This is a genomic window from Pseudomonas sp. UBA5706, from assembly GCF_002419965.1.
In the GTDB taxonomy this organism is placed as follows: domain Bacteria; phylum Pseudomonadota; class Gammaproteobacteria; order Pseudomonadales; family Pseudomonadaceae; genus Aquipseudomonas.
This window is the reverse complement of record NZ_DIHC01000036.1, coordinates 63,128-84,987: the sequence shown is the minus strand read 5'-3', so window position 1 is coordinate 84,987 and position 21,860 is coordinate 63,128. Positions and strand designations below refer to the sequence as shown.

The window sequence follows — 21,860 nt, the reverse complement described above, 5'->3', positions numbered from 1 at the left end:
TGGCAGTGTCGTCACTCGACGCCCCTTCACGGACCCTTTAGGCTGATCGCTTTTCGGACGAGGCTTCGAGCGCAAATGTCAGAACTGATCCTGCATCATTACGCAATCTCCCCTTTCGCCGAAAAAGCGCGCCTGATGCTCGGTTTCAAAGGGCTGTCCTGGCGCTCGGTGAGCATTCCGTCGATCCTGCCAAAACCTGATCTGACGGCGCTCACCGGCGGCTATCGCAAAACGCCGGTGCTGCAGGTCGGCGCAGACATCTATTGCGACACCGCGCTGATCGCTCGCCGACTTGAAGCTGAAAAGTGCTCGCCGTCTTTCTATCCCGAAGGTCAGGAGTTCACTTGCGCGAGTCTGGCGAGCTGGGCGGATTCGGTGTTGTTTCTGCACTCGGCGAGCCTGGTGTTTCAACCCGCGTCGCTGGCCGTGCGTTTTGCCAAAGTGCCGCCTGAGGCGGTGAAAGCCTTCATCGCCGACCGTTCGACCCTGTTTGACGGCGGCAGCGCGACTCGTCTACCGCTGGAGTTAGCGCAGCACCAATGGCCGACGTTAATGAATCGCCTTGACACCCAGCTGCAACGCAATGGCGACTTCCTGTTGGGAGTACCGTCGATTGCCGACTTCTCCGTCGCTCATAACTTTTGGTTTTTGAAACAGACACCGGTCACGGCGCCTCTGGTCGACGATTACCCGGCGGTGCTGGCCTGGTATCAGCGGGTGATCGGCTTTGGGCATGGCGCTGCCAGTGAGTTGAGCCCTGCCGATGCCATCGAGATAGCGCGCAACGCAACCCCTGTGGCATTACCGGAGGAGGCGTTCATCGATCCGAATGGCTTCAACGTGGGTCAACAGGTCAGCGTGTCGGCCGTGGACTACGGTGTGGACCTGGTCGAGGGCGAGCTGGCATTCAACGGCCGGGAGGAAATTATCCTGCGTCGTGAGGATGCGCGCGCGGGTGTGGTGCATGTGCACTTTCCTCGTTACGGGTTTCGAATCAGTGCTGTTTAAGGGCGGCCCCGACCAGTTGAATGATCGGGGCGTCTGCCGATGCTGCTACTGAGCATCCGCTTGATCCGCTGCGACGTAGCTGAAAATATCACCGCCTGCATTGGCCTGTTTAGTCCCACGAACGTAGGTCAGACTGATTTAAGTATCGGACCGGGAATCGCGGGTCTAATCAGTAAAAATTACAACGAGAACTCCACTTCGTGTATCGAGTATGGAGGGCAATGTGCATGGGATGCTGACAACCCGACAGGCTGGGCCAATAGAGCGGCCGGCTCCTATCCTTAGCGGATGAAGCCCCCTTCACTTCAACGCAGCCAGAATCGCGTCAGGCGAGAACCCTCTGATCAGCGTGCCGTTCACGTCGATCAGAGGGATACCTCGGCCACCCAGCGCCTCGTAGGCCGTGCGGCCTTCCTTGGACTTTTCGATGTCGAACTCGGTGTAGGGAATGCCCTTGCTATCGAGAAAGCGCCGCGTCTGCTTGCAGTAGCCGCACCAGTCGGTGGCGTACAGCGTGACTTTGGCGTTCGCCTGAACCTGCGTCGACACGGCGGCGGAGGGGTGGATGAAGTTTTCGATCTTGCCCCAGTTCTGATAGACGACCACCACCAGCATGATCAGCGCTAACTTCTTGAGAGTACGTATCAGCATCGCCGTCAGCGCCGCTTCAACTGGTCGGTCAACTGCGTCGGCAGGCCCTTGATGATCAGCGTGCCTTTTTCTTCGTCGTACTCGATCTTGTCGCCCAGCAAGTGCGCCTCGAAACTGATCGACAAGCCCTCGGCACGACCGGTGAAGCGGCGGAACTGGTTGAGCGTGCGCTTATCGGCCGGAATTTCCGGCGACAGGCCGTAATCCTTGTTGCGGATATGCTCGTAAAAGGCCCGCGGGTGGTCTTCGTCGATCAGCCCGGAAAGCTCTTCCAGCGCAATAGGCTCGCCCATTTTGCTCTGGCTGCTGGCGTAATCGACCAAGGCCTTGGTCTTCTCGCGGGTGGATTGCTCGGGCAAGTCTTCGCTCTCGACGAAATCACTGAAGGCCTTGAGCAGGGTGCGGGTCTCACCCGGGCCGTCCACGCCTTCCTGACAACCGATGAAGTCGCGGAAGTATTCGGAGACCTTCTTGCCGTTCTTGCCTTTGATGAATGAGATGTACTGTTTGGACGCCTTGTTGTTCTGCCACTCGGAGATGTTGATGCGCGCGGCCAGATGCAGTTGGCCCAGGTCCAGATGCCGCGACGGCGTAACATCCAATGCTTCGTTCACCGCCACGCCTTCGCTGTGATGCAACAGGGCGATGGCCAGGTAGTCGGTCATGCCCTGTTGGTAGTGGGCAAAGAGCACGTGACCACCGACCGAGAGGTTGGACTCTTCCATCAGCTTCTGCAGGTGCTCGACCGCGATGCGGCTGAAGGCGGTGAAGTCCTTGCCCTCGTCCACGTATTCCTTCAGCCAGCCGCTGAAAGGGTGTGCGCCGGATTCGGGGTGGAACAAACCCCAGGCCTTGCCTTGTTTGGCGTTATAGCTCTCGTTGAGGTCGGCCAGCATGTTCTCGATGGCCTGGGACTCCGCGAGTTCGGAATCTCGAGCGTGGAGGACTGCGGGCGTACCGTCGGGTTTCTTGTCGATCAGGTGAACGATGGCATGACGGATCGGCATGGATTTCTCGGCTGCTGAAGTGGAACTGAACGGGTGCAAGCTTGGCCCGTGCGAAAGGCGGCAAGTGTACCGCAGACTCGCCCCGGAACGGGTTGGCGAGGCCTGAAACAGGGATTGAGGCCCATTAATATGACTTTTTTGGGCTCCATCCGCGATAAAGCTGACCAAATGGCTAGGTAGGTGCGGATATTTGCGTGGCTCTGTGCTAGTTTTGCCCGGTCTTGCGCACTGAAGCGCGCCAAGCACGCAGTTTGTGGGCGTTCGGCCGAACCAAAGGCCGATTTCAGTATCTACATTTCGCGTCCGTACACACTCTGCAAACCATATGAATTTGATAGGGAAGGAACACCACCATGGCTCTGACTAAAGACCAATTGATCGCCGATATCGCAGAAGCTATCGACGCGCCTAAAACCACCGCGCGCAATGCTCTCGACCAATTGGGCCAAATCGTCGCCGACCAACTGGAAAATGGCGGCGAGATCACCCTGCCAGGCATTGGCAAGCTGAAAGTGACCGAGCGTCCTGCCCGTACCGGCCGTAACCCTTCGACTGGCGCTGCCATCGAAATCGCTGCCAAGAAAGTGATCAAGCTGGTTGTGGCCAAAGGCCTGACTGACGCAGTCAACAAGTAAGCGAAAAACGCTGCTTGCTGGAAAAAACCGTGCGACGGAGTGATCCGGGCGCGGTTTTTTTGTGCCTGGAATTCAAGTGCGCGCGAGTGCAGAACCTTCATTCATTGGGAACTCATGGCCCACCGCGCCGCCCGCCACGCCGCCTGTTGGGCCTTGCCATGGAAGGTCCAGGCAACGAAGCGACTTTGTTTTTGTCCTTGCGACATCTCCACGACCCGGCTTTCCACGGCACCGGCTTTTTTCAGCGTGTTTTGAATCGAAGGCAGATTCGAAGCCTTGGACACCAAGGTGCTGAACCACAGCACCTGAGTCGGCACCTGTGCGCTCTCTGCGATCAGTTGCGAAACGAACCGCGCCTCGCCGCCTTCGCACCACAATTCGGCCGCTTGGCCACCGAAGTTCAGCACCGGGAGTTTGCGCTTGGGATCGGCCTTGCCCAGTGCGCGCCATTTGCGCTGGCTGCCCCGCAGGGCTTCCTCGGGGCTTGCGTGGAACGGAGGGTTGCACAGGCTGATGTCGAAGCGCTCATCGGCCAATAGCAGACCTGCAAGGATCTGCCTGCGGTCGTGCTGCTGGCGCAGGCTGATGGCTTTACCCAGATGGTTTGCCTTGACGATGGTCGTGGCCGAGGCCAACGCCACTTTATCGATATCCGAGCCCAGGAAGTGCCAGCCATATTCACCAAGGCCGATCAGCGGGTAGACGCAGTTGGCGCCGGTCCCGACATCCAGTGCCTTGACCGCCGCACCACGAGGAATGACACCATCGTTGTGCTCGGCCAGCAAGTCAGCGAGAAAGTGCAGATAATCGGCCCGCCCCGGTATCGGCGGGCACAGGTAATCGGCCGGGATGTCCCAATGGGCAATGCCGTAGAAAGCCTTGAGCAGTGCCCGGTTGAATACCCGAACCGCTGCCGGATTGGCGAAGTCGATGCTTTGCTTGCCGTAGGGATTGGTGATCAGGAATTTGCCCAGTTCCGGGCTGCTCTTGATCAGGCGCGGGAAGTCGTAATGACCCTGATGGCGATTGCGCGGGTGCAGGCTGGCCTTTTCTCGCGGCTGGACAGGCTGGAGTGCTGACGCAGGTCTGGGTTTTTTACGCGGTGGCTTGGGAGGTGTCTGATCGTTCATAAGTGTCGATTCTGTCGAAGATACGTAGCAGTCCGGCAGGCCGTAATGCCACGCAAACGTGTGAGCGGTCAGGCTAGCGCGACAAAAAAGGGAGGTCTGTGCAGACCTCCCTTTTTCAATTGCTTTACCTGTTACAGACTGGCAATCCGCGCATGCTGTTCGGCCAGCTTGGCCAGTGCTTGCTCGGCTTCGGCCAGCCTGGCGCGTTCCTTGGCGATGACCTCAGGCGGCGCCTTGTCAACGAACGAGGCGTTGGACAGCTTGCCGCCCACGCGTTGCACTTCGCCTTGCAGGCGCTGGATTTCCTTGTTCAGACGGGCCAGTTCAGCGTCTTTGTCGATCAGGCCCGCCATAGGCACCAGCACCTCCATTTCGCCGACCAGTGCGGTCGCGGACAACGGCGCTTCAGCACCTGCCGCCAGCACGGTGAACGATTCAAGCTTGGCCAGCTTCTTGAGCAAATGCTCGTTCTCGTTCAGGCGGCGCTGGTCTTCAGCGCTGACGTTGTTGAGGAACAACTGCAGTGGCTTGCCCGGGCCGATGTTCATCTCGCCGCGGATGTTGCGCACGCCAAGCATCAGGCCCTTGAGCCATTCGATGTCGCCTTCGGCAGCCGCATCGATGCGAGATTCATTCGCCACCGGCCATGGCTGCAGCATGATGGTCTTGCCCTGAACACCCGCCAGCGGCGCGATGCGCTGCCAGATTTCTTCGGTGATGAACGGCATGAACGGATGGGCCAGACGCAGCGCCACTTCCAGCACGCGTACCAGTGTGCGACGGGTACCACGCTGACGCTCGACCGGCGCGTTCTCATCCCACAGCACGGGCTTGGACAGCTCCAGATACCAGTCGCAATACTGGTTCCAGATGAACTCGTACAGCGCCTGCGCCGCGAGGTCGAAACGGAACTGGTCCAGCTGGCGCGTCACTTCGGCTTCGGTACGTTGCAGTTGCGAAATGATCCAGCGATCCGGCAGCGACAGTTCGACTTGCTCGCCGTTTTGACCACAGTCCTCGCCCTTATCCAGCACGTAGCGCGCAGCGTTCCAGATCTTGTTGCAGAAGTTGCGATAGCCTTCGACGCGCCCCATGTCGAACTTGATGTCGCGGCCGGTGGAGGCCAACGAACAGAAGGTGAAGCGCAAGGCATCGGTGCCATAGCTGGCAATGCCGTCGGCAAACTCATCACGGGTCTGTTTTTCGATCTTCTTCGCCAGTTTCGGCTGCATCAGGCCCGAAGTGCGTTTCTGCACCAGCGTTTCCAGCTCGATACCGTCGATGATGTCCAGCGGGTCCAGGACGTTGCCCTTGGACTTGGACATCTTCTGACCCTGGCCGTCGCGGACCAGACCATGTACGTAGACGGTCTTGAACGGGACCTGCGGGGTGCCGTCCTCGTTCTTCACCAGGTGCATGGTGAGCATGATCATCCGGGCGACCCAGAAGAAAATGATGTCGAAGCCGGTGACCAACACGTCAGTGGGGTGGAAGGTTTTCAGGAAATCGGTCTGCTCAGGCCAGCCCAGCGTGGAGAAGGTCCACAGCCCCGAACTGAACCAGGTGTCTAGCACGTCGTTGTCCTGCTGCAGCGCAATCTCAGGCCCGAGGTTGTGCTTGGCGCGGACTTCGGCTTCATCGCGACCGACATAGACTTTGCCCGACTCGTCATACCAGGCCGGAATGCGATGGCCCCACCACAGCTGCCGGCTGATGCACCAATCCTGAATGTCGCGCATCCACGAGAAGTACATGTTTTCGTATTGCTTGGGCACGAAGGCGATACGGCCATCTTCGACCGCAGCGATCGCAGGCTCGGCCAGCGGCTTGGTGGACACGTACCACTGGTCGGTCAGCCACGGCTCGATAATGGTGCCGGAACGGTCGCCTTTCGGGACTTTCAAGGCGTGATCGTCGACGCTGACCAGCAGGCTCGCGGCATCGAACGCAGCGACGATCTGCTTGCGCGCTTCGAAGCGGTCCAGTCCTGCGTATTCGGCAGGCAGCGTGCCGTCAAGCGACTCGTTCAGCGTGCCATCCAGGTTGAACACCTGGGCCGAAGGCAGAACGGCGGCGTTCTTGTCGAAGATGTTCAGCAGCGGCAGGTTGTGGCGCTTGCCGACTTCATAGTCGTTGAAATCGTGAGCCGGGGTGATTTTCACGCAACCGGTGCCGAATTCAGGATCGCAGTAATCGTCAGCGATGATCGGGATGCGACGGCCAACCAGCGGTAGCTCGACGAACTTGCCGATCAGCGCTTTGTAACGCTCGTCATTGGGGTTAACCGCTACGGCGGCATCGCCGAGCATGGTTTCCGGCCGCGTGGTGGCAACGACCAGGTAATTCAGGCCTTCGGCCGTCGTGGCGCCATCGGCCAACGGGTAGCGCAGGTTCCACAGGCTGCCTTTCTCGTCATGGCTTTCCACTTCAAGGTCGGAGATCGCCGTGTGCAGCTTGGTGTCCCAGTTGACCAGGCGCTTGCCGCGATAGATCAGGCCGTCTTCATGCAGGCGCACGAAGGCTTCTTTAACGGCTTCGGACAGGCCGTCGTCCATGGTGAAGCGCTCACGGCTCCAGTCTACGGACGAGCCCAGGCGACGGATTTGACGACTGATGTTGCCGCCGGACTGATCCTTCCACTCCCAGACTTTTTCGAGGAATTTCTCACGACCCAGGTCGTGACGGTTCTGGCCCTGTGCTTCGAGCTGACGCTCGACCAGCATCTGCGTGGCGATACCGGCGTGGTCGGTGCCGGGCTGCCATAGGGTGTTACGACCCTGCATGCGGCGCAAACGAATCAGCGCGTCCATGATCGCGTTGTTGAAACCGTGGCCCATGTGCAGGCTGCCGGTGACGTTCGGCGGCGGAATCATGATGGTGTACGAGTCGCCCTCGCCTTGCGGAGCGAAATAGTTTTCGGACTCCCAGGTCTGGTACCAGGAAGTTTCGATGGCGTGCGGCTGGTAGGTCTTGTCCATGCGCGGCGGGAACCCTGATCTGCTTTGAGTCGGAAAAGCCGGGAAGTATAGCTTTTCGAAGCAGCTGCAAGCTATAAGCGGCAGTCCCTTTGATTCTGCGCGGAGGGTCTAGGCGCGTGGCTAACCCAAGATTCGGCGCGAGGCAGCAGTGAAATCAGGCGACATGTTGTGTCAGACAGACTTCGTTCATTTACTGCCGATTCCCGGCAGATTGCTGGTAAGCCCGCTCCTACACCCTTCTGGCAGAAGCGCAGTCCTGTCGCTGGAAAGCCATGCTCCTACGCGTCCGGCCGAAGCGGAGTTGGTCGCTGGCAAGCGAGCCTTCAGTTGATCGGGCTCAGTTTTCGTACTGACTCAAGAGCCGTTCCATCCGCGCTTCCAGGCGGCGTTTGATTTCGTTTTCGATGTGGGGGGCGAAATCGTTGATCACGTCCTGCATGATCAATTGCGCTGCAGCGCGCAATTCGTTGTCCAGGTGCAACAGAGCGTCCGGGTTCGGTGTACGGGGCGACGGCTCTGATGGTGCAGGCGTTGGCGGCTCGATGGCAGCTGCGGGCTCGGCGGTGAGCACGGGAATGTCGTCAACGGCCTGATCATACTCATCGGCGCTGATTACTTGACCCGTGACCACATCGAACAACAGGGGAATCTGTTCGTCGCTCTGAACCGTATCGGTCAGCAGCGGCGGTTGCAGCGTTTCATCGCCGAGCAACTGGCGGATCGACTCGAGGTCATCGAGCAAGTGGGCGGAGTCTTTCATGTTTTTGGAAGTATCCATCGTATGCTCAAAGCCGCTGCAGTCGGTGATCCTGCAGAGGATAGCCCTGTTCACGGTAGAAGCGAAAACTCTCGCGCGCTGCCAGCCGGATGGACGGATCTTCCACGACGATCTCCGCCACACGGGCGAATCGTTTGAAGAATTCGGGAATACGCAGGTCCAGGTTGACCAGCAAATCCTGATGGGGCCCGGGATCGGTGCCAATGCCCAGTGCCACGGGAGCGTCCTGATCGTCCTCCACGGGACCATGAGGCAGGAAAGTCTCGCCCTTGAAGCGCCACAAGCGGGCGTCCAGTTCTGTCCGTTGCTCGGCGTCACTGCAATGCAGATAGACCTTATGGCCGAGTCGCCAGGCCTTGTCCGTCAGTTTGCAGGCGAAGTCCAGGCGCGCGAGCGGGTCGGCGCTGGGCAGGATGTAGAAGTCGACTTGGGTCATGGAGATTCCAGAGCGCAGGCCCTGCCAACCCCTGACCGATGCCAGGGTTGGCAGGCTCAATGCGTGGTTACACGCCAGCGCGGTCGAGCAGGTATTGAGTCAGCAGCGGAACCGGACGGCCTGTGGCGCCCTTGTCCTTGCCACCGCTCAGCCACGCGGTGCCGGCGATGTCCAGATGCGCCCACTCGTAGGCTTTGGCAAAGCGTGAGAGGAAGCAAGCCGCGGTGATGGTGCCGCCTTTCGGACCGCCAATGTTGGCGATGTCGGCGAACGGGCTGTCCAGTTGCTCCTGGTATTCATCGAACAGCGGCAGTTGCCAGGCACGATCATCGGCGCGCTTGCCAGCGTCCAGCACCTGGTTGATCAACGCATCGCTGTTACCAAGCAGGCCGGAAGTGTGGCCGCCCAGGGCAACGACGCAAGCGCCGGTCAGGGTGGCGATGTCGATCACCGCTTGTGGCTTGAAGCGTTCGGCGTAGGTCAGGGCGTCACACAGCACCAGACGACCTTCGGCGTCGGTGTTGAGGATTTCCACGGTCTGACCGCTCATGGTCTTGACGATGTCGCCAGGGCGGGTCGCGTTGCCGCTCGGCATGTTTTCCGCAGCTGCGATGATGCACACCAGGTTGATCGGCAGTTGCAGTTGCAGTACCGCATTCATGGTGCCGAACACGCTGGCCGCGCCGCACATGTCGAACTTCATTTCGTCCATGCCCAGGCCTGGCTTGAGACTGATGCCGCCGGTGTCGAAGGTGATTCCTTTACCGACCAGCACGAACGGTTTTTCGCTTTTCTTGCCGTTGGAGTACTGCATGACGATCAGGCGCGGCGGCTGAGCGCTGCCCTGACCCACGGCCAGGAACGAACCCATGCCAAGGTCTGCAATTTTCTTCTCGTCGAAGACCTCAACCTTCAGGCCCTTGTTCGCCTTGCCCAGCGCCTTGGCTTGTTCGCCCAGGTAGGTCGGGTGGCAGATATTAGGCGGCATGTTGCCAAGATCGCGAGTCACCGCCATGCCTGCAGCAATGGCCTGAGCGTGTCTGGCGGCGCGTTCGACTTCGACAGCGGCAGACTTGGCGGTCAGCAGGGTGATCTTCTTCAGGGCGCGCGGGTCGACTTTCTGGCTCTTGAAGCGATCGAACACATACTCCCCATCAACCAGGGTCTCGACCAACAGACGATTCTTGCCATAGATGTCGCGGTTCTTGACGTTCAAATGGTCCAGCGCGAAGGCCGCGTCGGTGCCGCCCAGGCTTTTCAGGGTGCTGAGCACGCCGCTGATGATCTTGCGGAATTGACGATCGGAGAGTTCGGGCTCCTTGCCGCTGCCCACCAGCAGAACGCGGTCGGCCTTGAGATTTGGCAGGCTATGCAGCAACAGGCTCTGGCCAACCTTGCCAGCCAGGTCGCCGCGCTTGAGCACGGCGCTGATCGCCCCGCCACTGAGGGTGTCGATGCTTTGTGCAATATCGCTAAGGGTACGGCCTTCACCGACGGCAACCACCAATGTGGCAGTCTTAAAGGTTTCTGCAGTGACGCTTTTAACAACCAATTCCATGTCGGGGTCCCCGGATAAACAGTGGGTTATCGCAAAATGAATGCGCGGCTTGGTGGCTGCCAAGACCCGCGGCACCGAGCTCGCGGCAAGGCCCGCAGTTTGACCCCGCCAAAGGACCGATGACAACCCCGTTAAGTGCGCCCGTGTCAGGTCGGGTTAAGGAAGTATCCGGCGCGCTCAGTGACAGACACACCCAATCACAGGATAATGCCGCATATTTTTTCGCTGGTTCGCGGTCGCGCGCGCCAAGAGTGACCCATTTCCTTGTCAGGCTGTATGAGCGTGACGACCCTGGAGTGTCTGGTTTGATTGTCTTCCGTTACCTGTCCCGAGAAGTGCTGGTTACCTTGAGCGCTGTGAGTGCCGTGCTGCTGGTAATCATCATGAGTGGCCGTTTCATTAAATACCTGGCCCAGGCTGCATCTGGCGCGCTCGATCCCGGCGTGCTGTTTCTGATCATGGGTTTCCGTCTGCCGGGCTTCATGCAACTGATTCTGCCGCTGGGCCTGTTCCTTGGGATTCTGCTGGCCTACGGGCGCCTGTATCTGGAAAGCGAAATGACTGTCCTGGCGGCCACCGGCATGAGCCAGCAACGCCTGCTGTGGATGACCCTTGCACCTGCCGCCCTGGTGTCGCTGCTGGTGGCATGGTTGAGTTTCAGCCTGGCGCCTCAGGGTGCGACTCAGTTCCAGCTGCTGATCAACAAGCAGGACGCAATGACCGAGTTCGACACCCTGGTGCCGGGACGTTTCCAGTTACTGCGCGACGGTAGCCGCGTTACCTATACCGAAACCATGACCGATGACCGTATCAACCTCGGTGGCGTTTTCATCTCCGAAAAGAAAGTGGATGAGAAGAAGGACCATGGCATCACCGTACTGGTGGCCGAAAAGGGCAGGCAGGAGATCAAGCCCGATGGCAGTCGTTACCTGATCCTCAACAACGGCTATCGCTATGACGGCAATCCCGGTCAGGCCGACTATCGTGCGATCCAGTACGACACCTATGGCGCGCTGCTGCCAAAACCGGACATCAGTGACGAGATCACCGACCGTGACGCCATTGCGACCAGTGAGTTGCTGACCGGCGAGAATTCGTTGCGCAACAAGGCCGAGTTGCAGTGGCGCATTTCGCTGCCGATCCTGGTGTTCATCGTGACGCTGATGGCGGTGCCGCTGGCGCGCGTCAACCCGCGTCAGGGCCGCTTCCTAAAGCTGTTGCCAGCGATCCTGCTGTATATGGCGTACCTCACCATCCTGATTGCCGCTCGCGGTGCGCTGGAGAAAGGCAAGATTCCGGGGCCGCTGGGCTTGTGGTGGGTGCATCTGATCTTCCTGTCTATTGGGCTGGGCCTCCTGTACTGGGAGCCGCTGCGTTTGAAGATGGCCAGTCGCCGCGATGCGTCGGAGGTGACCCGTGGCTAAGCTCGATGGGTACATCGGCAAAAGTGTGTTCATGGCGATTCTCGCCGTGCTGGGCATCATCCTCGGCCTGGCTTCGCTGTTTGCGTTCATCGACGAGATGGCCGATATCAGCGATACGTATACCTTCTGGGATGCTGGCAGTTACGTGGTGATGACCGCGCCGCGGCGGCTATACGACATGCTGCCGATGGCCGCGCTGATCGGATGCCTCATTGGCCTGGGTGCCTTGGCCAGCAGCAGCGAATTGACCATCATGCGTGCGGCGGGCGTGTCGATCGGGCGCATCGTCTGGGCAGTGATGAAACCGATGCTGGTGCTGATGCTTGCGGGTCTGCTGATTGGCGAGTACGTCGCGCCGGTCACCGAAGCGCAGGCTCAGGCGGCCCGCTCCCTGGCACAGGGTACCGGTGATGCGCAGAGTGCTCGTCACGGTTTGTGGCATCGTCAGGGTGACGAATTCATACACATCAACACCGTGCAGCCCAACGGCCTGTTGTATGGCGTGACCCGCTACCGCTTTGACGACCAGCGTCACATGATCAGCGCCAGTTTTGCCAAACAGGCGAACTACATGAACGACTACTGGCAACTCAAGGACGTTGCTACCACGCTGTTCCATGAAGGGCGTACTGAAGTGGTCAACACCCCGGAGGAGCGCTGGAATATCGCGCTCAGCCCTCAGCTGTTGAGCACGGTGGTACTGCCGCCGGAATCTCTATCCATGACCGGACTGTATGGCTATGCGCACTATCTGGCTGATCAGGGCCTGGCCAACGGTCGCTACTGGCTGGCGTTCTACACCAAGATCCTGCAGCCGCTGGTGACGGTGGCGCTGGTGTTGATGGCGATCTCGTTCATCTTCGGTCCGCTGCGTTCGGTCACCCTGGGGCAGCGCGTATTTACCGGTGTGCTTGTGGGGTTCACGTTCCGCATCGCGCAGGACCTGCTGGGCCCATCGAGTCTGGTATTCGGCTTCTCGCCATTGTTTGCAGTGCTGGTACCTGCGGGTGTCTGCGCGCTGGCGGGTATCTGGTTGTTGCGTCGAGCGGGTTGATCGTCAGTCTGCAATGAACAAGCCGGTCTCAGGGCCGGCTTTTTCATGAGGCATCAGCGCTTTTCTCCCTGTACGGCCTCAACGAATCGCAGGCATGAAAAAGCCCCTGACGTCGCCATCAGGGGCTTTTGTGTTTGCAGCTATCAGGCTTCAGCTTGAACTTCGTCAGCCTGCATGCCTTTCTGCCCTTGCACTGCAACGAAGGTCACCTTCTGGCCTTCCTTCAGGCTTTTGAAGCCATTGCCCTGAATAGCGCGGAAGTGGACGAACAGATCCGGACCGCTCTCAGGAGTGATAAAACCAAAACCTTTCTCGTCGTTAAACCACTTAACGGTGCCGCTCTGACGTGTAGACATTTTTCTTATTCCTAAACACATAAATTAATGACAGTCTCTTTCGCGCGAAAGAGTACTGGGCTGGTTGCAGGAAGAAGAAACGTAGAGCGGGATGTAGCATTGCTTTTGGCGCTACTGCCCAGGTCACGATCCCAGCGACCCATGCAAACACAGTCGGGAAACTCTACGCTAACTCTCGCAGAAAAAACAAGCCCCCGAATAGGCCCGGTTTCAGGGGGCTTGGGCTAGATTTTGAAAACATTAACCAAGACGGCTGGATCGATAGTTTTTGCTATTGGAGTCAGCAAAAGAGTGCACTTTTCTGACACTACATTGCTGTTAAAAGAAGCATCAAGCTGCGGCAGCCGAACTACAACGCACTGTTGCGGTGCCGCAGTTTTTTGACGTTGGAAATCAGCCGCGGAAGTAACGGGGTGCGACGAAAGGCATTTTGCTGACCCGCATCGGCACTTTCTTGCCTCGTACGATAGCCCACATCGGGGTCTCGAGCGCTGTGAACGCCGCGTCCACATATCCCATGGCCAATGGAGCGCTCAACGTCGGTCCAAACCCGCCGCTGCAGATGGCGCCGATGACGTTGTCATGGGTATCGACGATTTGCGCGCCCTCACGCACCGGTGTGCGCTCTTGGGGCAGCAGACCAACCCGCTTGCGAGCTGCACCGGCCTGGTGCTGGGCGAAGATCCGTTCGGCGCCCGGGAATCCGCCTGCCCGCGCGCCATCGACCCGACGCACTTTGGAAATAGCCCATAACAAGCTGGCCTGGATCGGCGTGGTCTCGGTATTCATGTCGTTGCCGTACAGGCACAGACCCGCTTCCAGACGCAGAGAATCTCGCGCACCCAGCCCGATCGGCGCGACTTCTGGTTCGGCCAGTAAGCGACGCGCCAGGGATTCTGCCTGATCAGCAGGAACGGAAATCTCGTATCCATCCTCGCCGGTATAACCCGAGCGGCTGACATAGCAGTCAATGCCGATGACCCGGGCCTTGGTGTACTGCATGAAGGTCATGTTCGCGACATCTGGCGCAAGCCGGGCCAGAACCGTTACGGCTTGCGGGCCTTGCAATGCGAGCAGCGCGCGATCTTCGAACAGCGGGGTAATTTCGCACTGCCCGCCGATGTGCTTGCGCAGGTGTGCAAGATCTTGGTGCTTGCACGCGGCATTGACCACCAGCATCAGTTGATCGTTGCCCAGATTGGCAACCATCAGGTCATCCAGGATGCCGCCGCTTTCATTGGTGAAGAAGGCATAGCGCTGCATCCCCACAGGCAGGCCGATGATGTCCACCGGCACCAGTGTTTCCAGGGCTTGGGCAGCTGTCGGTCCGCTGAGCAGGATCTGACCCATGTGCGACACGTCGAACAGACCGGCGTGCTGGCGCGTATGCAGGTGTTCTTTCATCACGCCGGCCGGGTACTGAACGGGCATGTCGTAGCCAGCGAATTCGACCATCCGGGCACCCAGTTCCCGATGCAGGTCGTTAAGTGGGGTTTTCAACAGTTCTGCAGACATCGATGACTCCTTGAATACAGGTGCAGCCGTCGGGGGCTGCACCCGATGAAATGGGCTGAGATCAGCACTCGATAATGTTCACGGCCAGCCCGCCACGGGCTGTTTCCTTGTATTTGCTTTTCATGTCGGCGCCGGTCTGGCGCATGGTGCGGATCACCTTATCCAGCGAGACGAAGTGCTGGCCGTCACCGCGCAAGGCCATTCGAACGGCGTTGATCGCCTTCACCGAGCCCATCGCATTGCGCTCGATGCAAGGCACCTGCACCAATCCGCCGATGGGGTCGCAGGTCAGGCCGAGGTTGTGCTCCATGCCAATCTCGGCCGCGTTTTCGGCCTGCTGGACGTTGCCGCCCAACACTTCGCAGAGGGCACCGGCGGCCATGGAGCACGCCACGCCGACCTCACCCTGGCAACCGACTTCGGCGCCGGAAATGGAGGCGTTCTCTTTATAAAGAATGCCAATGGCGGCTGCAGTGAGCAAAAAACGCACGACACCGTCTTCGTTGGCTCCGCCGATGAAGCGCATGTAGTAGTGCAACACCGCCGGAATGATCCCCGCCGCGCCATTGGTCGGTGCGGTCACCACGCGCCCGCCATTGGCGTTTTCCTCGTTGACTGCCAGCGCATAGAGGTTGACCCAGTCCAGCACGGACAAAGCGTCCCGCAGGGCAGCTTCCGGATTGATGCACAGCTGCCGATGCAGCGCGGCGGCACGCCGTTTGACCTTAAGGCCCCCCGGCAGAATGCCCTCGTTGCGACAGCCTGCCTTGACGCAATCCTGCATGACTTGCCAGATATTCAGCAGTCCTGCGCGGGTTTGGGCCTCTGGCCGCCAGGCGGCTTCGTTGGCCAGCATGACCTGACTGATCGCCATGCCGGTATTTGCGCAATGGGCCATCAACTCTTTGCCGGTCTTGAAAGGGTAGGGCAGCGGGGTGCTGTCCTCAACGATGCGATCGGCACCGGCGGCGTCCTCGTCCACCACGAACCCGCCACCAACCGAGTAATATTCACGGCTGCGAATCTGCAAGCCAGCGCCATCCAGGGCGCGGAAAATCATGCCATTGGGATGGTAGGCCAGCGGCTTGCGGATCATCGCCAGGTGCTGTTTTTCGATGAATTCGATGCTGTGTTGACCGAGTAGATTGATTCGCTCGCCGCTGCGAATTCGCTGCAAACGCTCGTCGACCTGTTCGGTGTCCACGGTATCCGGGTGTTCACCTTCCAGGCCCAGCAACACGGCCTTGTCGCTGCCGTGGCCTTTGCCAGTGGCGCCCAGTGAGCCGTACAACTCGACCCGCACGCTGGCGGTAGCGGAAAGCAGGTCATCACGGCGCAGGCCCTCGGCAAACCGCGCCGCAGCGCGCATCGGGCCCACGGTGTGGGAGCTTGAGGGGCCAATGCCAATCTTGAACAGGTCAAACACGCTCAGGGACATGGTCAGGCTCCAATTGTTGTTATAGGCGCAGTTGCGAGCGACAAGCCGCACGCCAGAGCCAAACGGCGTCTAACGTGCGGCTTGCAGCTCAAACTCGCAGCTTTTTCAGGCGTAATCTGCGATGGACGGGCAGGCGCAGACCAGATTGCGGTCGCCGAACACGTTGTCCACACGACCGACCGGCGGCCAGTATTTACCTTCGATCAATGAGGCAACCGGGTAAACGGCCTGCTCGCGGCTATACGGGTGTTTCCACTCGCCAACCAGTTCCGCTGCGGTGTGCGGCGCGTTTTTCAGCGGGTTGTCGTCCTTGTCCAGGGCGCCGTTTTCGACCGCGCGGATTTCCTCACGGATCTTGATCATGGCGTCGCAGAAGCGATCCAGCTCTTCTTTGGACTCGCTTTCGGTCGGCTCGATCATCAGCGTGCCCGCTACCGGGAACGACATGGTCGGTGCATGGAAGCCAAAATCGATCAGGCGCTTGGCCACGTCGTCGACAGTGATGCCGCTGGTTTCCTTCAGCGGGCGCAGGTCAAGGATACACTCGTGTGCCACCAGGCCACTGCTGCCGGTGTACAGCACTGGGTAGTGCTCTTCCAGGCGACGGGAGATGTAGTTCGCGTTCAGGATCGCCAGTTGCGACGCGCGCTTGAGACCTTCGCCACCCATCATGCGGATGTACATCCAGGTGATCGGCAGAATGCTCGCGCTGCCGAACGGCGCCGCACAGACCGCGCCTTCCTTGCGATCCAGTTTGCCGTGCCCTGGCATAAACGGCGCCAGGTGCGATTTCACGCCGATCGGGCCCACGCCTGGACCGCCGCCGCCGTGCGGGATGCAGAAGGTTTTGTGCAGGTTCAGATGGGACACGTCACCGCCGAACTTGCCCGGCGCACAGAGGCCGACCATGGCGTTCATGTTGGCGCCGTCGATGTAGACCTGACCGCCATTGTCATGAACGATGCCGCATATTTCGCGGATGCCTTCCTCGAACACCCCATGGGTCGAGGGGTAGGTAATCATTAGCGCTGCGAGGTGTTCGCGGTGCTCGATTGCTTTGCCGCGCAGATCTTCGATGTCAACGTTGCCGCGGGCGTCGCAGGCGGTCACGACCACGCGCATGCCGGCCATGTTGGCAGTGGCCGGGTTGGTACCGTGGGCGGACGACGGGATCAGGCAGATGTCGCGACGGTCATCGCCACGGCTCTGGTGATAGGCACGGATCGCCAGCAGGCCTGCGTATTCACCTTGGGAGCCAGCGTTCGGTTGCAGCGAGATCGCGTCGTAACCGGTCGCGGCACACAGCATCGTTTCCAGCTCATCGGTCAGTTGCTGATAACCGGCGCTCTGTTCGGCTGGCGCAAACGGGTGCAGGTTGCCGAATTCGGCCCAGGTCACCGGAATCATTTCGCTGGCGGCATTGAGCTTCATGGTGCACGAGCCCAGCGGAATCATGGTGCGATCCAGCGCCAGGTCCTTGTCGGCCAGGCGACGCAGATAGCGCATCAGCTCGGTTTCGCAATGGTAGCGGTTGAACACCGGGTGGCTGAGGATCGGCGACTGGCGCTTCAATGCTGCAGGCAGGCGCGCTTCGACGTTGTTGGCCAGTGCGGCGAAATCAGGCAGCGTCTGACCCTCGTTGGCGAACAGCTTCCACAGCACTTCAACATCGCCTTGCTGGGTGGTTTCGTCCAGCGACAGGCCCAAACGATCGGCGTCCACTTCACGCAGGTTGATCTGCTGAGCGCGTGCCTTGGCGTGCAGGTCGGCGGTTTTAGCGCCAGTGTCGAGGGTAATGCTATCGAAGAAGAACGCCTGTTCGACGTTTAGGCCCAGTTGGCCTAGCCCCTTTGCGAAGATAGCGGTCAAGCGATGCACGCGGTTGGCAATACGGGTCAGTCCGCGCGGACCGTGATACACGGCGTACATGCTGGCGATGTTGGCGAGCAGCACCTGCGCGGTGCAGATGTTGCTGGTGGCCTTTTCGCGACGGATATGTTGCTCGCGGGTTTGCATCGCCAGACGCAGGGCCGTCTGGCCGAAGCGGTCGATGGACACGCCCACCAGACGGCCTGGCATGTCGCGCTTGTAGGCATCGCGGGTCGAAAAATAAGCCGCGTGCGGGCCGCCGAAGCCCAGAGGAACGCCGAAGCGCTGTGCGCTACCGATGGCCACATCGGCGCCGAATTCGCCCGGCGGGGCCAGCAGGGTCAGGGCCAGAAGATCGGCGGCGACCGCAACCAGTGCGTTAGCTGCATGGAAACGCTCGACCAGTTCCCGGTAGTCGAACAGGTCGCCATTACTGGCCGGATATTGCAGTATCGCCCCGAAGAACTCATTCACATCGCTCAGTTGGCTCTCGTCCGCCACTACCACCTCAATACCCAAGGGTTCGGCGCGGGTGCGCAGCACGTCGAGCGTCTGTGGGTGGCAGTGGGCGGAAGCGAAGAATTTGTGGCTGCTTTTATTCTTGCTCAGGCGTTTGCAGAAGGTCATGGCTTCGGCAGCGGCGGTGGCTTCGTCGAGCAGCGAAGCGTTGGCAATCGGCAGGCCGGTCAGGTCGCTGATCAGGGTCTGGAAATTGAGCAGAGACTCAAGGCGACCTTGGGAAATCTCTGGCTGATAGGGCGTGTAAGCGGTGTACCAGGCCGGGTTTTCCAGCAGGTTGCGCAGGATCGGTGCAGGGGTATGCGTGTTGTAGTAGCCCTGGCCGATGAAGGTTTTGAACAGCTGGTTCTTGCCAGCGATGGCCTTGATGTCGGCCAGTGCGTCCGCTTCGCTTTGACCCGCAGACAGGCCGAGGACGCTGGAGCTCTTGATGGATTCAGGAATGACGCTGGCACTCAGCGCCTCCAGCGAGTCGAATCCCAGGGTGGCGAGCATGGCTTGCTGGTCGTCGGCGCGTGGCCCGATATGACGGGCGATGAACTCGTTGGCGGTGCTCAATTCGATGCGATCAGTCATGACGTGCTCCTCAGGCTTCGGCGCTGGCTTTGATCAGGCGGTCGTAAGCGTCCTGATCCAGCAGTTGGCCGACAGCGGTGGCGTCGGAGGGGATAAAACGGAAGAACCAGCCTTCGCCCAGCGGGTCTTCGTTAACCAATTCAGGGCTTTCGTCCAACGCAGGATTGGTTTCTACGATCTCACCATTGAGTGGCATATACACGCCGCTGGCGGCTTTCACCGACTCAACGGTCGCGGCTTCCGCACCCTTGTCGTAGGACTGAAGCTCTGGCAACTGCACGAATACCACGTCACCCAGTGCGTTTTGCGCGAAAGCAGTGATGCCCACGGTGACGCTGCCATCCGCTTCGGCCCGCAGCCACTCGTGATCTTCGGTGAAACGCAACTCGCTCATGGAAACTCCCGTGAATGGAAAAGCTGCTCGTCGTTGGCGCGAGCATGATTGGGGATTGTGCATAGCAAATTCGCGGCCAACCTATGGCAAGTGTTGTAAACAAAGGGTTTCAAACGCTTTTCGCTATTCCTGTGGTAGGACGTCTGTAGCGAAATCGATACGGTTGGCGGACATTTGAAAACGGGTGCGGGATCAAAGTCTTGTCTGTCGGGGGTAGGAGATAAATGGAATGAAAACGTTACGCTGTTTCGAAATCGTTCCGGGCCACTTACCTCGGGTTCAGGCGTTGGAACAAGGCTGGCGGCGAGGAGTTAACGCGTGTCGTTGAACGCGTCAGGCGGCGATCGCGGTGCATGTCATCGACTGACCAGCTGTGGTTTCGCGGCAGATCGCTGGCGAACCGAACGCTAACGCTTTGGGCAGAAGCAGTCCGCATCAGGTCGGCGCCTCTGTCGACGATCAACCCTTGCCAGGAATCCCATACTTGCGTAACCGATGAGCGATTGCGGTGTGCGAGGTTTTTAACCGGGTGGCCAACTGCCGCGTCGAGGGATAGTGGCCGTAGAGCTTTTCCAGCAGCGACTTCTCGAAATCCTCAACAGCCGCTTCCAGGCTCTCAATCTCGCCATCGTTCTGCCGAGCGACCGAAGTGCCTGCGATGTCGAGGTCGCCGATGTCCACGATCGCGCTCTCGCAGATTGCCGCCGCACGGAAGATCACGTTCTGCAACTGGCGCACGTTGCCTGGCCAGCGGTTACCGAGCAGGGCAGGGTAGGTGCCCGGCGCAAGTCGGCACACCGGGCGCTGGATCTGGGTGCAGGCCTGCTCCATGAAATAACGGGCCAGCAACAGGATGTCCTGGCCACGATCGCGCAGCGGAGGGACTTCCAGATTCAACACGTTGAGGCGATAGAACAGGTCTTCGCGGAATGTACCTTCGACGACCATTTTCTCCAGATTGCGGTGAGTGGCGCTGAGAATGCGTACGTTGACCTGCACCTCCTTGTCACCGCCAACTCGTCGAAAGCTGCCATCGTTCAGAAAGCGCAGCAGCTTGGCCTGAAGGTAAGGGGACATTTCGCCGATTTCGTCGAGAAACACCGTGCCTTGGTTGGCCAGTTCCATCAAGCCAGGCTTTCCGCCGCGCTGCGCCCCTGTGAATGCGCCGGGGGCATAGCCGAACAGTTCGCTCTCGGCGAGATTTTCCGGCAGCGCTGCGCAATTCAATGCCAAAAACGGCGCCCCGTTGCGTGCACTCACCGCATGGCAGGCGCGGGCCACCAGCTCTTTACCGGTGCCGGTTTCGCCCTGAATCAGCAGTGGCGCATCCAGCGCAGCCACCCGTTGGGCACGCGCCTTGAGCGTGCGGATGGGCGTTGAGTCGCCGAGCAGGGCATCGAACCCTTCGGCGTGATCGTGATGCAACGCCGACAACCGCTCGCCGATACGGCTGGGCAGGTACAACGTCAGCAGCGCTCCGGCGTCGGTGATCGGGGTGGCATCCAGCAGCAGCGCTTCGCCATTGAGCGTGACCTCGCGCAGAGGCAGTCGGAAGCCGTTTTCCAGCAAGGCCGTTTGCAAGGCTGCATCGGAAAACAGATCCCCCAACGACTCCCCGGCAGGCTCGCGCCCGCACAAGGCTACCAGCGCGGGGTTCGCCAGCAGTACATGCCCGGCGCTGTCCAGCGCCAGCACCGGGTCGGTCATGGCGGCCAGCAGGGCGTCGAGTTGGAGGTGACGACGCTGGCCGGGGAGGATGTCGACGACGGTGATCGCCTCCACGCCGCGCACCCGAAATAGCCGGTCCTTGAGTTCTTCGAGTACGTCGTGGCTTAAGGTCGGCGCATCGATGTAGACGTTGGGTGGCACCATTTCCACCGCATCCAGGTTCAGATTGCGTCCACCCAGAATTGCCAGCACTTCCTGGGTAATACCGACGCGGTCGATGAATGTAACGTGGATGCGCATGGCGGGTGGGAGGGTTCGGGCGATAGACGAGGGCGATTATGCCAGTAAACGTCGTGTGCGTTGCCACCGCAGTCTGGGGCAGGTTGACCGGAGCTTCCAGAGCTGTGCAACAGTAGCTAAAGCGTTACATCAGGCAGCCCCCCCTCGCGACTGTTGCACCGCATCAAGATGCTCCCAGAGGTGTGCGCTGCTCTATGTGTTACTGCAAATGCTCCGGCTTTACCGGATCGCCAGACTTCATGTGTAGCTGGTGTCGGACGTCTTCGAACATTGCGTCGTACTCGCCGTGCATGTTGTGCAGGTCGGTGGTTTTGGGCAGGCCGTGCTTTTCGAGGATGTGCGAGGCTTCGCTGGCGAAGTTGTAGGCTTTGTCCTTGAGCAGGTCGAAGGTCTCGTCGACGGCCTTGCCATTGACCTCGCCTTGCAGGGTGAAATGCATCCCGGCGCCCGCGTCGGTCTGGCTCACTTCGTAGCGGATGTGAATGTCGTAGCCTACGTCGTGCGGTTGCAGGGCAAAGTGGACGATGTGCAGATGGCCGGGTTCGAACATGTGACGGCTCCCCTTT

At 59.8% G+C, this 21,860-nt stretch carries 18 protein-coding genes; 4 read left to right on the top strand and 14 right to left on the bottom strand.

All coding sequences use genetic code 11. From position 1 onward, the window contains the following. The first annotated feature begins 75 nt into the window (after positions 1–75). Positions 76–1,008 carry a glutathione S-transferase family protein gene (locus B3I26_RS17370; protein WP_296259406.1) on the top strand — a complete coding sequence of 311 codons (933 nt, stop codon included), beginning with the start codon at positions 76–78 and terminating at the stop codon, positions 1,006–1,008. A 300-nt stretch (positions 1,009–1,308) separates the two neighbouring features. On the opposite strand, the gene B3I26_RS17365 is transcribed toward B3I26_RS17370, so the two are convergent. Both B3I26_RS17365 and yejK read right to left on the bottom strand, forming a co-directional pair. Further along, positions 1,309–1,659: a glutaredoxin family protein gene (locus B3I26_RS17365; protein WP_296259404.1), complete on the bottom strand. Its 351-nt coding sequence runs from the start codon at positions 1,657–1,659 to the stop codon at positions 1,309–1,311. A gap of 5 nt (positions 1,660–1,664) precedes the next feature. Continuing rightward, the gene (gene yejK, locus B3I26_RS17360; protein ID WP_296259403.1) at positions 1,665–2,666 is read right to left on the bottom strand and encodes a nucleoid-associated protein YejK; all 1,002 of its coding nucleotides are present in this window, start codon (positions 2,664–2,666) and stop codon (positions 1,665–1,667) included. A gap of 353 nt (positions 2,667–3,019) precedes the next feature. Here yejK and B3I26_RS17355 point away from each other — a divergent pair, with 353 nt between their 5' ends. Beyond that, complete coding sequence (locus B3I26_RS17355) at positions 3,020–3,301, top strand: HU family DNA-binding protein (protein WP_007905514.1); 282 nt, start codon at positions 3,020–3,022, stop codon at positions 3,299–3,301. Between the two features lie 101 nt (positions 3,302–3,402). Here the strand turns inward: B3I26_RS17355 and rlmF are convergent, their stop codons facing one another. The 5 genes from rlmF to B3I26_RS17330 all read right to left on the bottom strand — a co-directional run bounded on the left by rlmF (position 3,403) and on the right by B3I26_RS17330 (position 10,181). After that, positions 3,403–4,431 carry a 23S rRNA (adenine(1618)-N(6))-methyltransferase RlmF gene (gene rlmF / locus B3I26_RS17350; protein WP_296259386.1) on the bottom strand — a complete coding sequence of 343 codons (1,029 nt, stop codon included), beginning with the start codon at positions 4,429–4,431 and terminating at the stop codon, positions 3,403–3,405. A 131-nt stretch (positions 4,432–4,562) separates the two neighbouring features. Continuing rightward, positions 4,563–7,409, bottom strand: a complete 2,847-nt coding sequence (locus B3I26_RS17345) for a valine--tRNA ligase (protein ID WP_296259385.1) — start codon at positions 7,407–7,409, stop codon at positions 4,563–4,565. Positions 7,410–7,746: 337 nt separating this feature from the next. Further along, positions 7,747–8,187, bottom strand: coding sequence for a DNA polymerase III subunit chi (locus B3I26_RS17340; RefSeq protein WP_296259383.1), 441 nt, complete (start codon positions 8,185–8,187; stop codon positions 7,747–7,749). 7 nt (positions 8,188–8,194) lie between these two features. Next, the gene (locus B3I26_RS17335) at positions 8,195–8,623 is read right to left on the bottom strand and encodes a DNA polymerase III subunit chi (protein WP_296259382.1); all 429 of its coding nucleotides are present in this window, start codon (positions 8,621–8,623) and stop codon (positions 8,195–8,197) included. A gap of 67 nt (positions 8,624–8,690) precedes the next feature. Then, a complete protein-coding gene (locus B3I26_RS17330; protein ID WP_296259380.1) occupies positions 8,691–10,181 on the bottom strand; it encodes a leucyl aminopeptidase in 1,491 nt (496 codons plus the stop codon). Positions 10,182–10,486: 305 nt separating this feature from the next. Here B3I26_RS17330 and lptF point away from each other — a divergent pair, with 305 nt between their 5' ends. Both lptF and lptG read left to right on the top strand, forming a co-directional pair. After that, on the top strand, positions 10,487–11,605 hold the full coding sequence (lptF, locus tag B3I26_RS17325) for an LPS export ABC transporter permease LptF (protein ID WP_296259378.1): 1,119 nt from the start codon (positions 10,487–10,489) through the stop codon (positions 11,603–11,605). Then, positions 11,598–12,659, top strand: a complete 1,062-nt coding sequence (gene lptG / locus B3I26_RS17320; protein ID WP_296259376.1) for an LPS export ABC transporter permease LptG — start codon at positions 11,598–11,600, stop codon at positions 12,657–12,659. Before lptF ends, lptG begins: the two co-directional genes overlap by 8 nt. A 143-nt stretch (positions 12,660–12,802) precedes the next feature. Here lptG and B3I26_RS17315 read toward each other — a convergent pair whose 3' ends face one another. The 7 genes from B3I26_RS17315 to B3I26_RS17285 all read right to left on the bottom strand — a co-directional run bounded on the left by B3I26_RS17315 (position 12,803) and on the right by B3I26_RS17285 (position 21,844). Further along, a complete protein-coding gene (locus tag B3I26_RS17315; RefSeq protein WP_003227496.1) occupies positions 12,803–13,015 on the bottom strand; it encodes a cold-shock protein in 213 nt (70 codons plus the stop codon). Positions 13,016–13,408: 393 nt separating this feature from the next. After that, positions 13,409–14,530: a glycine cleavage system aminomethyltransferase GcvT gene (gene gcvT / locus B3I26_RS17310; protein WP_296259364.1), complete on the bottom strand. Its 1,122-nt coding sequence runs from the start codon at positions 14,528–14,530 to the stop codon at positions 13,409–13,411. 61 nt (positions 14,531–14,591) lie between these two features. Further along, complete coding sequence (locus tag B3I26_RS17305) at positions 14,592–15,968, bottom strand: L-serine ammonia-lyase (protein ID WP_296259362.1); 1,377 nt, start codon at positions 15,966–15,968, stop codon at positions 14,592–14,594. A 105-nt stretch (positions 15,969–16,073) separates the two neighbouring features. After that, positions 16,074–18,932, bottom strand: coding sequence for an aminomethyl-transferring glycine dehydrogenase (gene gcvP, locus B3I26_RS17300; protein ID WP_296259361.1), 2,859 nt, complete (start codon positions 18,930–18,932; stop codon positions 16,074–16,076). A 10-nt stretch (positions 18,933–18,942) separates the two neighbouring features. Next, positions 18,943–19,326, bottom strand: coding sequence for a glycine cleavage system protein GcvH (gcvH, locus tag B3I26_RS17295; RefSeq protein WP_296259359.1), 384 nt, complete (start codon positions 19,324–19,326; stop codon positions 18,943–18,945). A 459-nt stretch (positions 19,327–19,785) separates the two neighbouring features. Further along, positions 19,786–21,294, bottom strand: a complete 1,509-nt coding sequence (locus B3I26_RS17290) for a sigma-54-dependent transcriptional regulator (protein WP_296259357.1) — start codon at positions 21,292–21,294, stop codon at positions 19,786–19,788. A 199-nt stretch (positions 21,295–21,493) separates the two neighbouring features. After that, positions 21,494–21,844 carry a DUF5064 family protein gene (locus B3I26_RS17285; protein ID WP_296259355.1) on the bottom strand — a complete coding sequence of 117 codons (351 nt, stop codon included), beginning with the start codon at positions 21,842–21,844 and terminating at the stop codon, positions 21,494–21,496. Between the last annotated feature and the right edge of the window lie 16 nt (positions 21,845–21,860).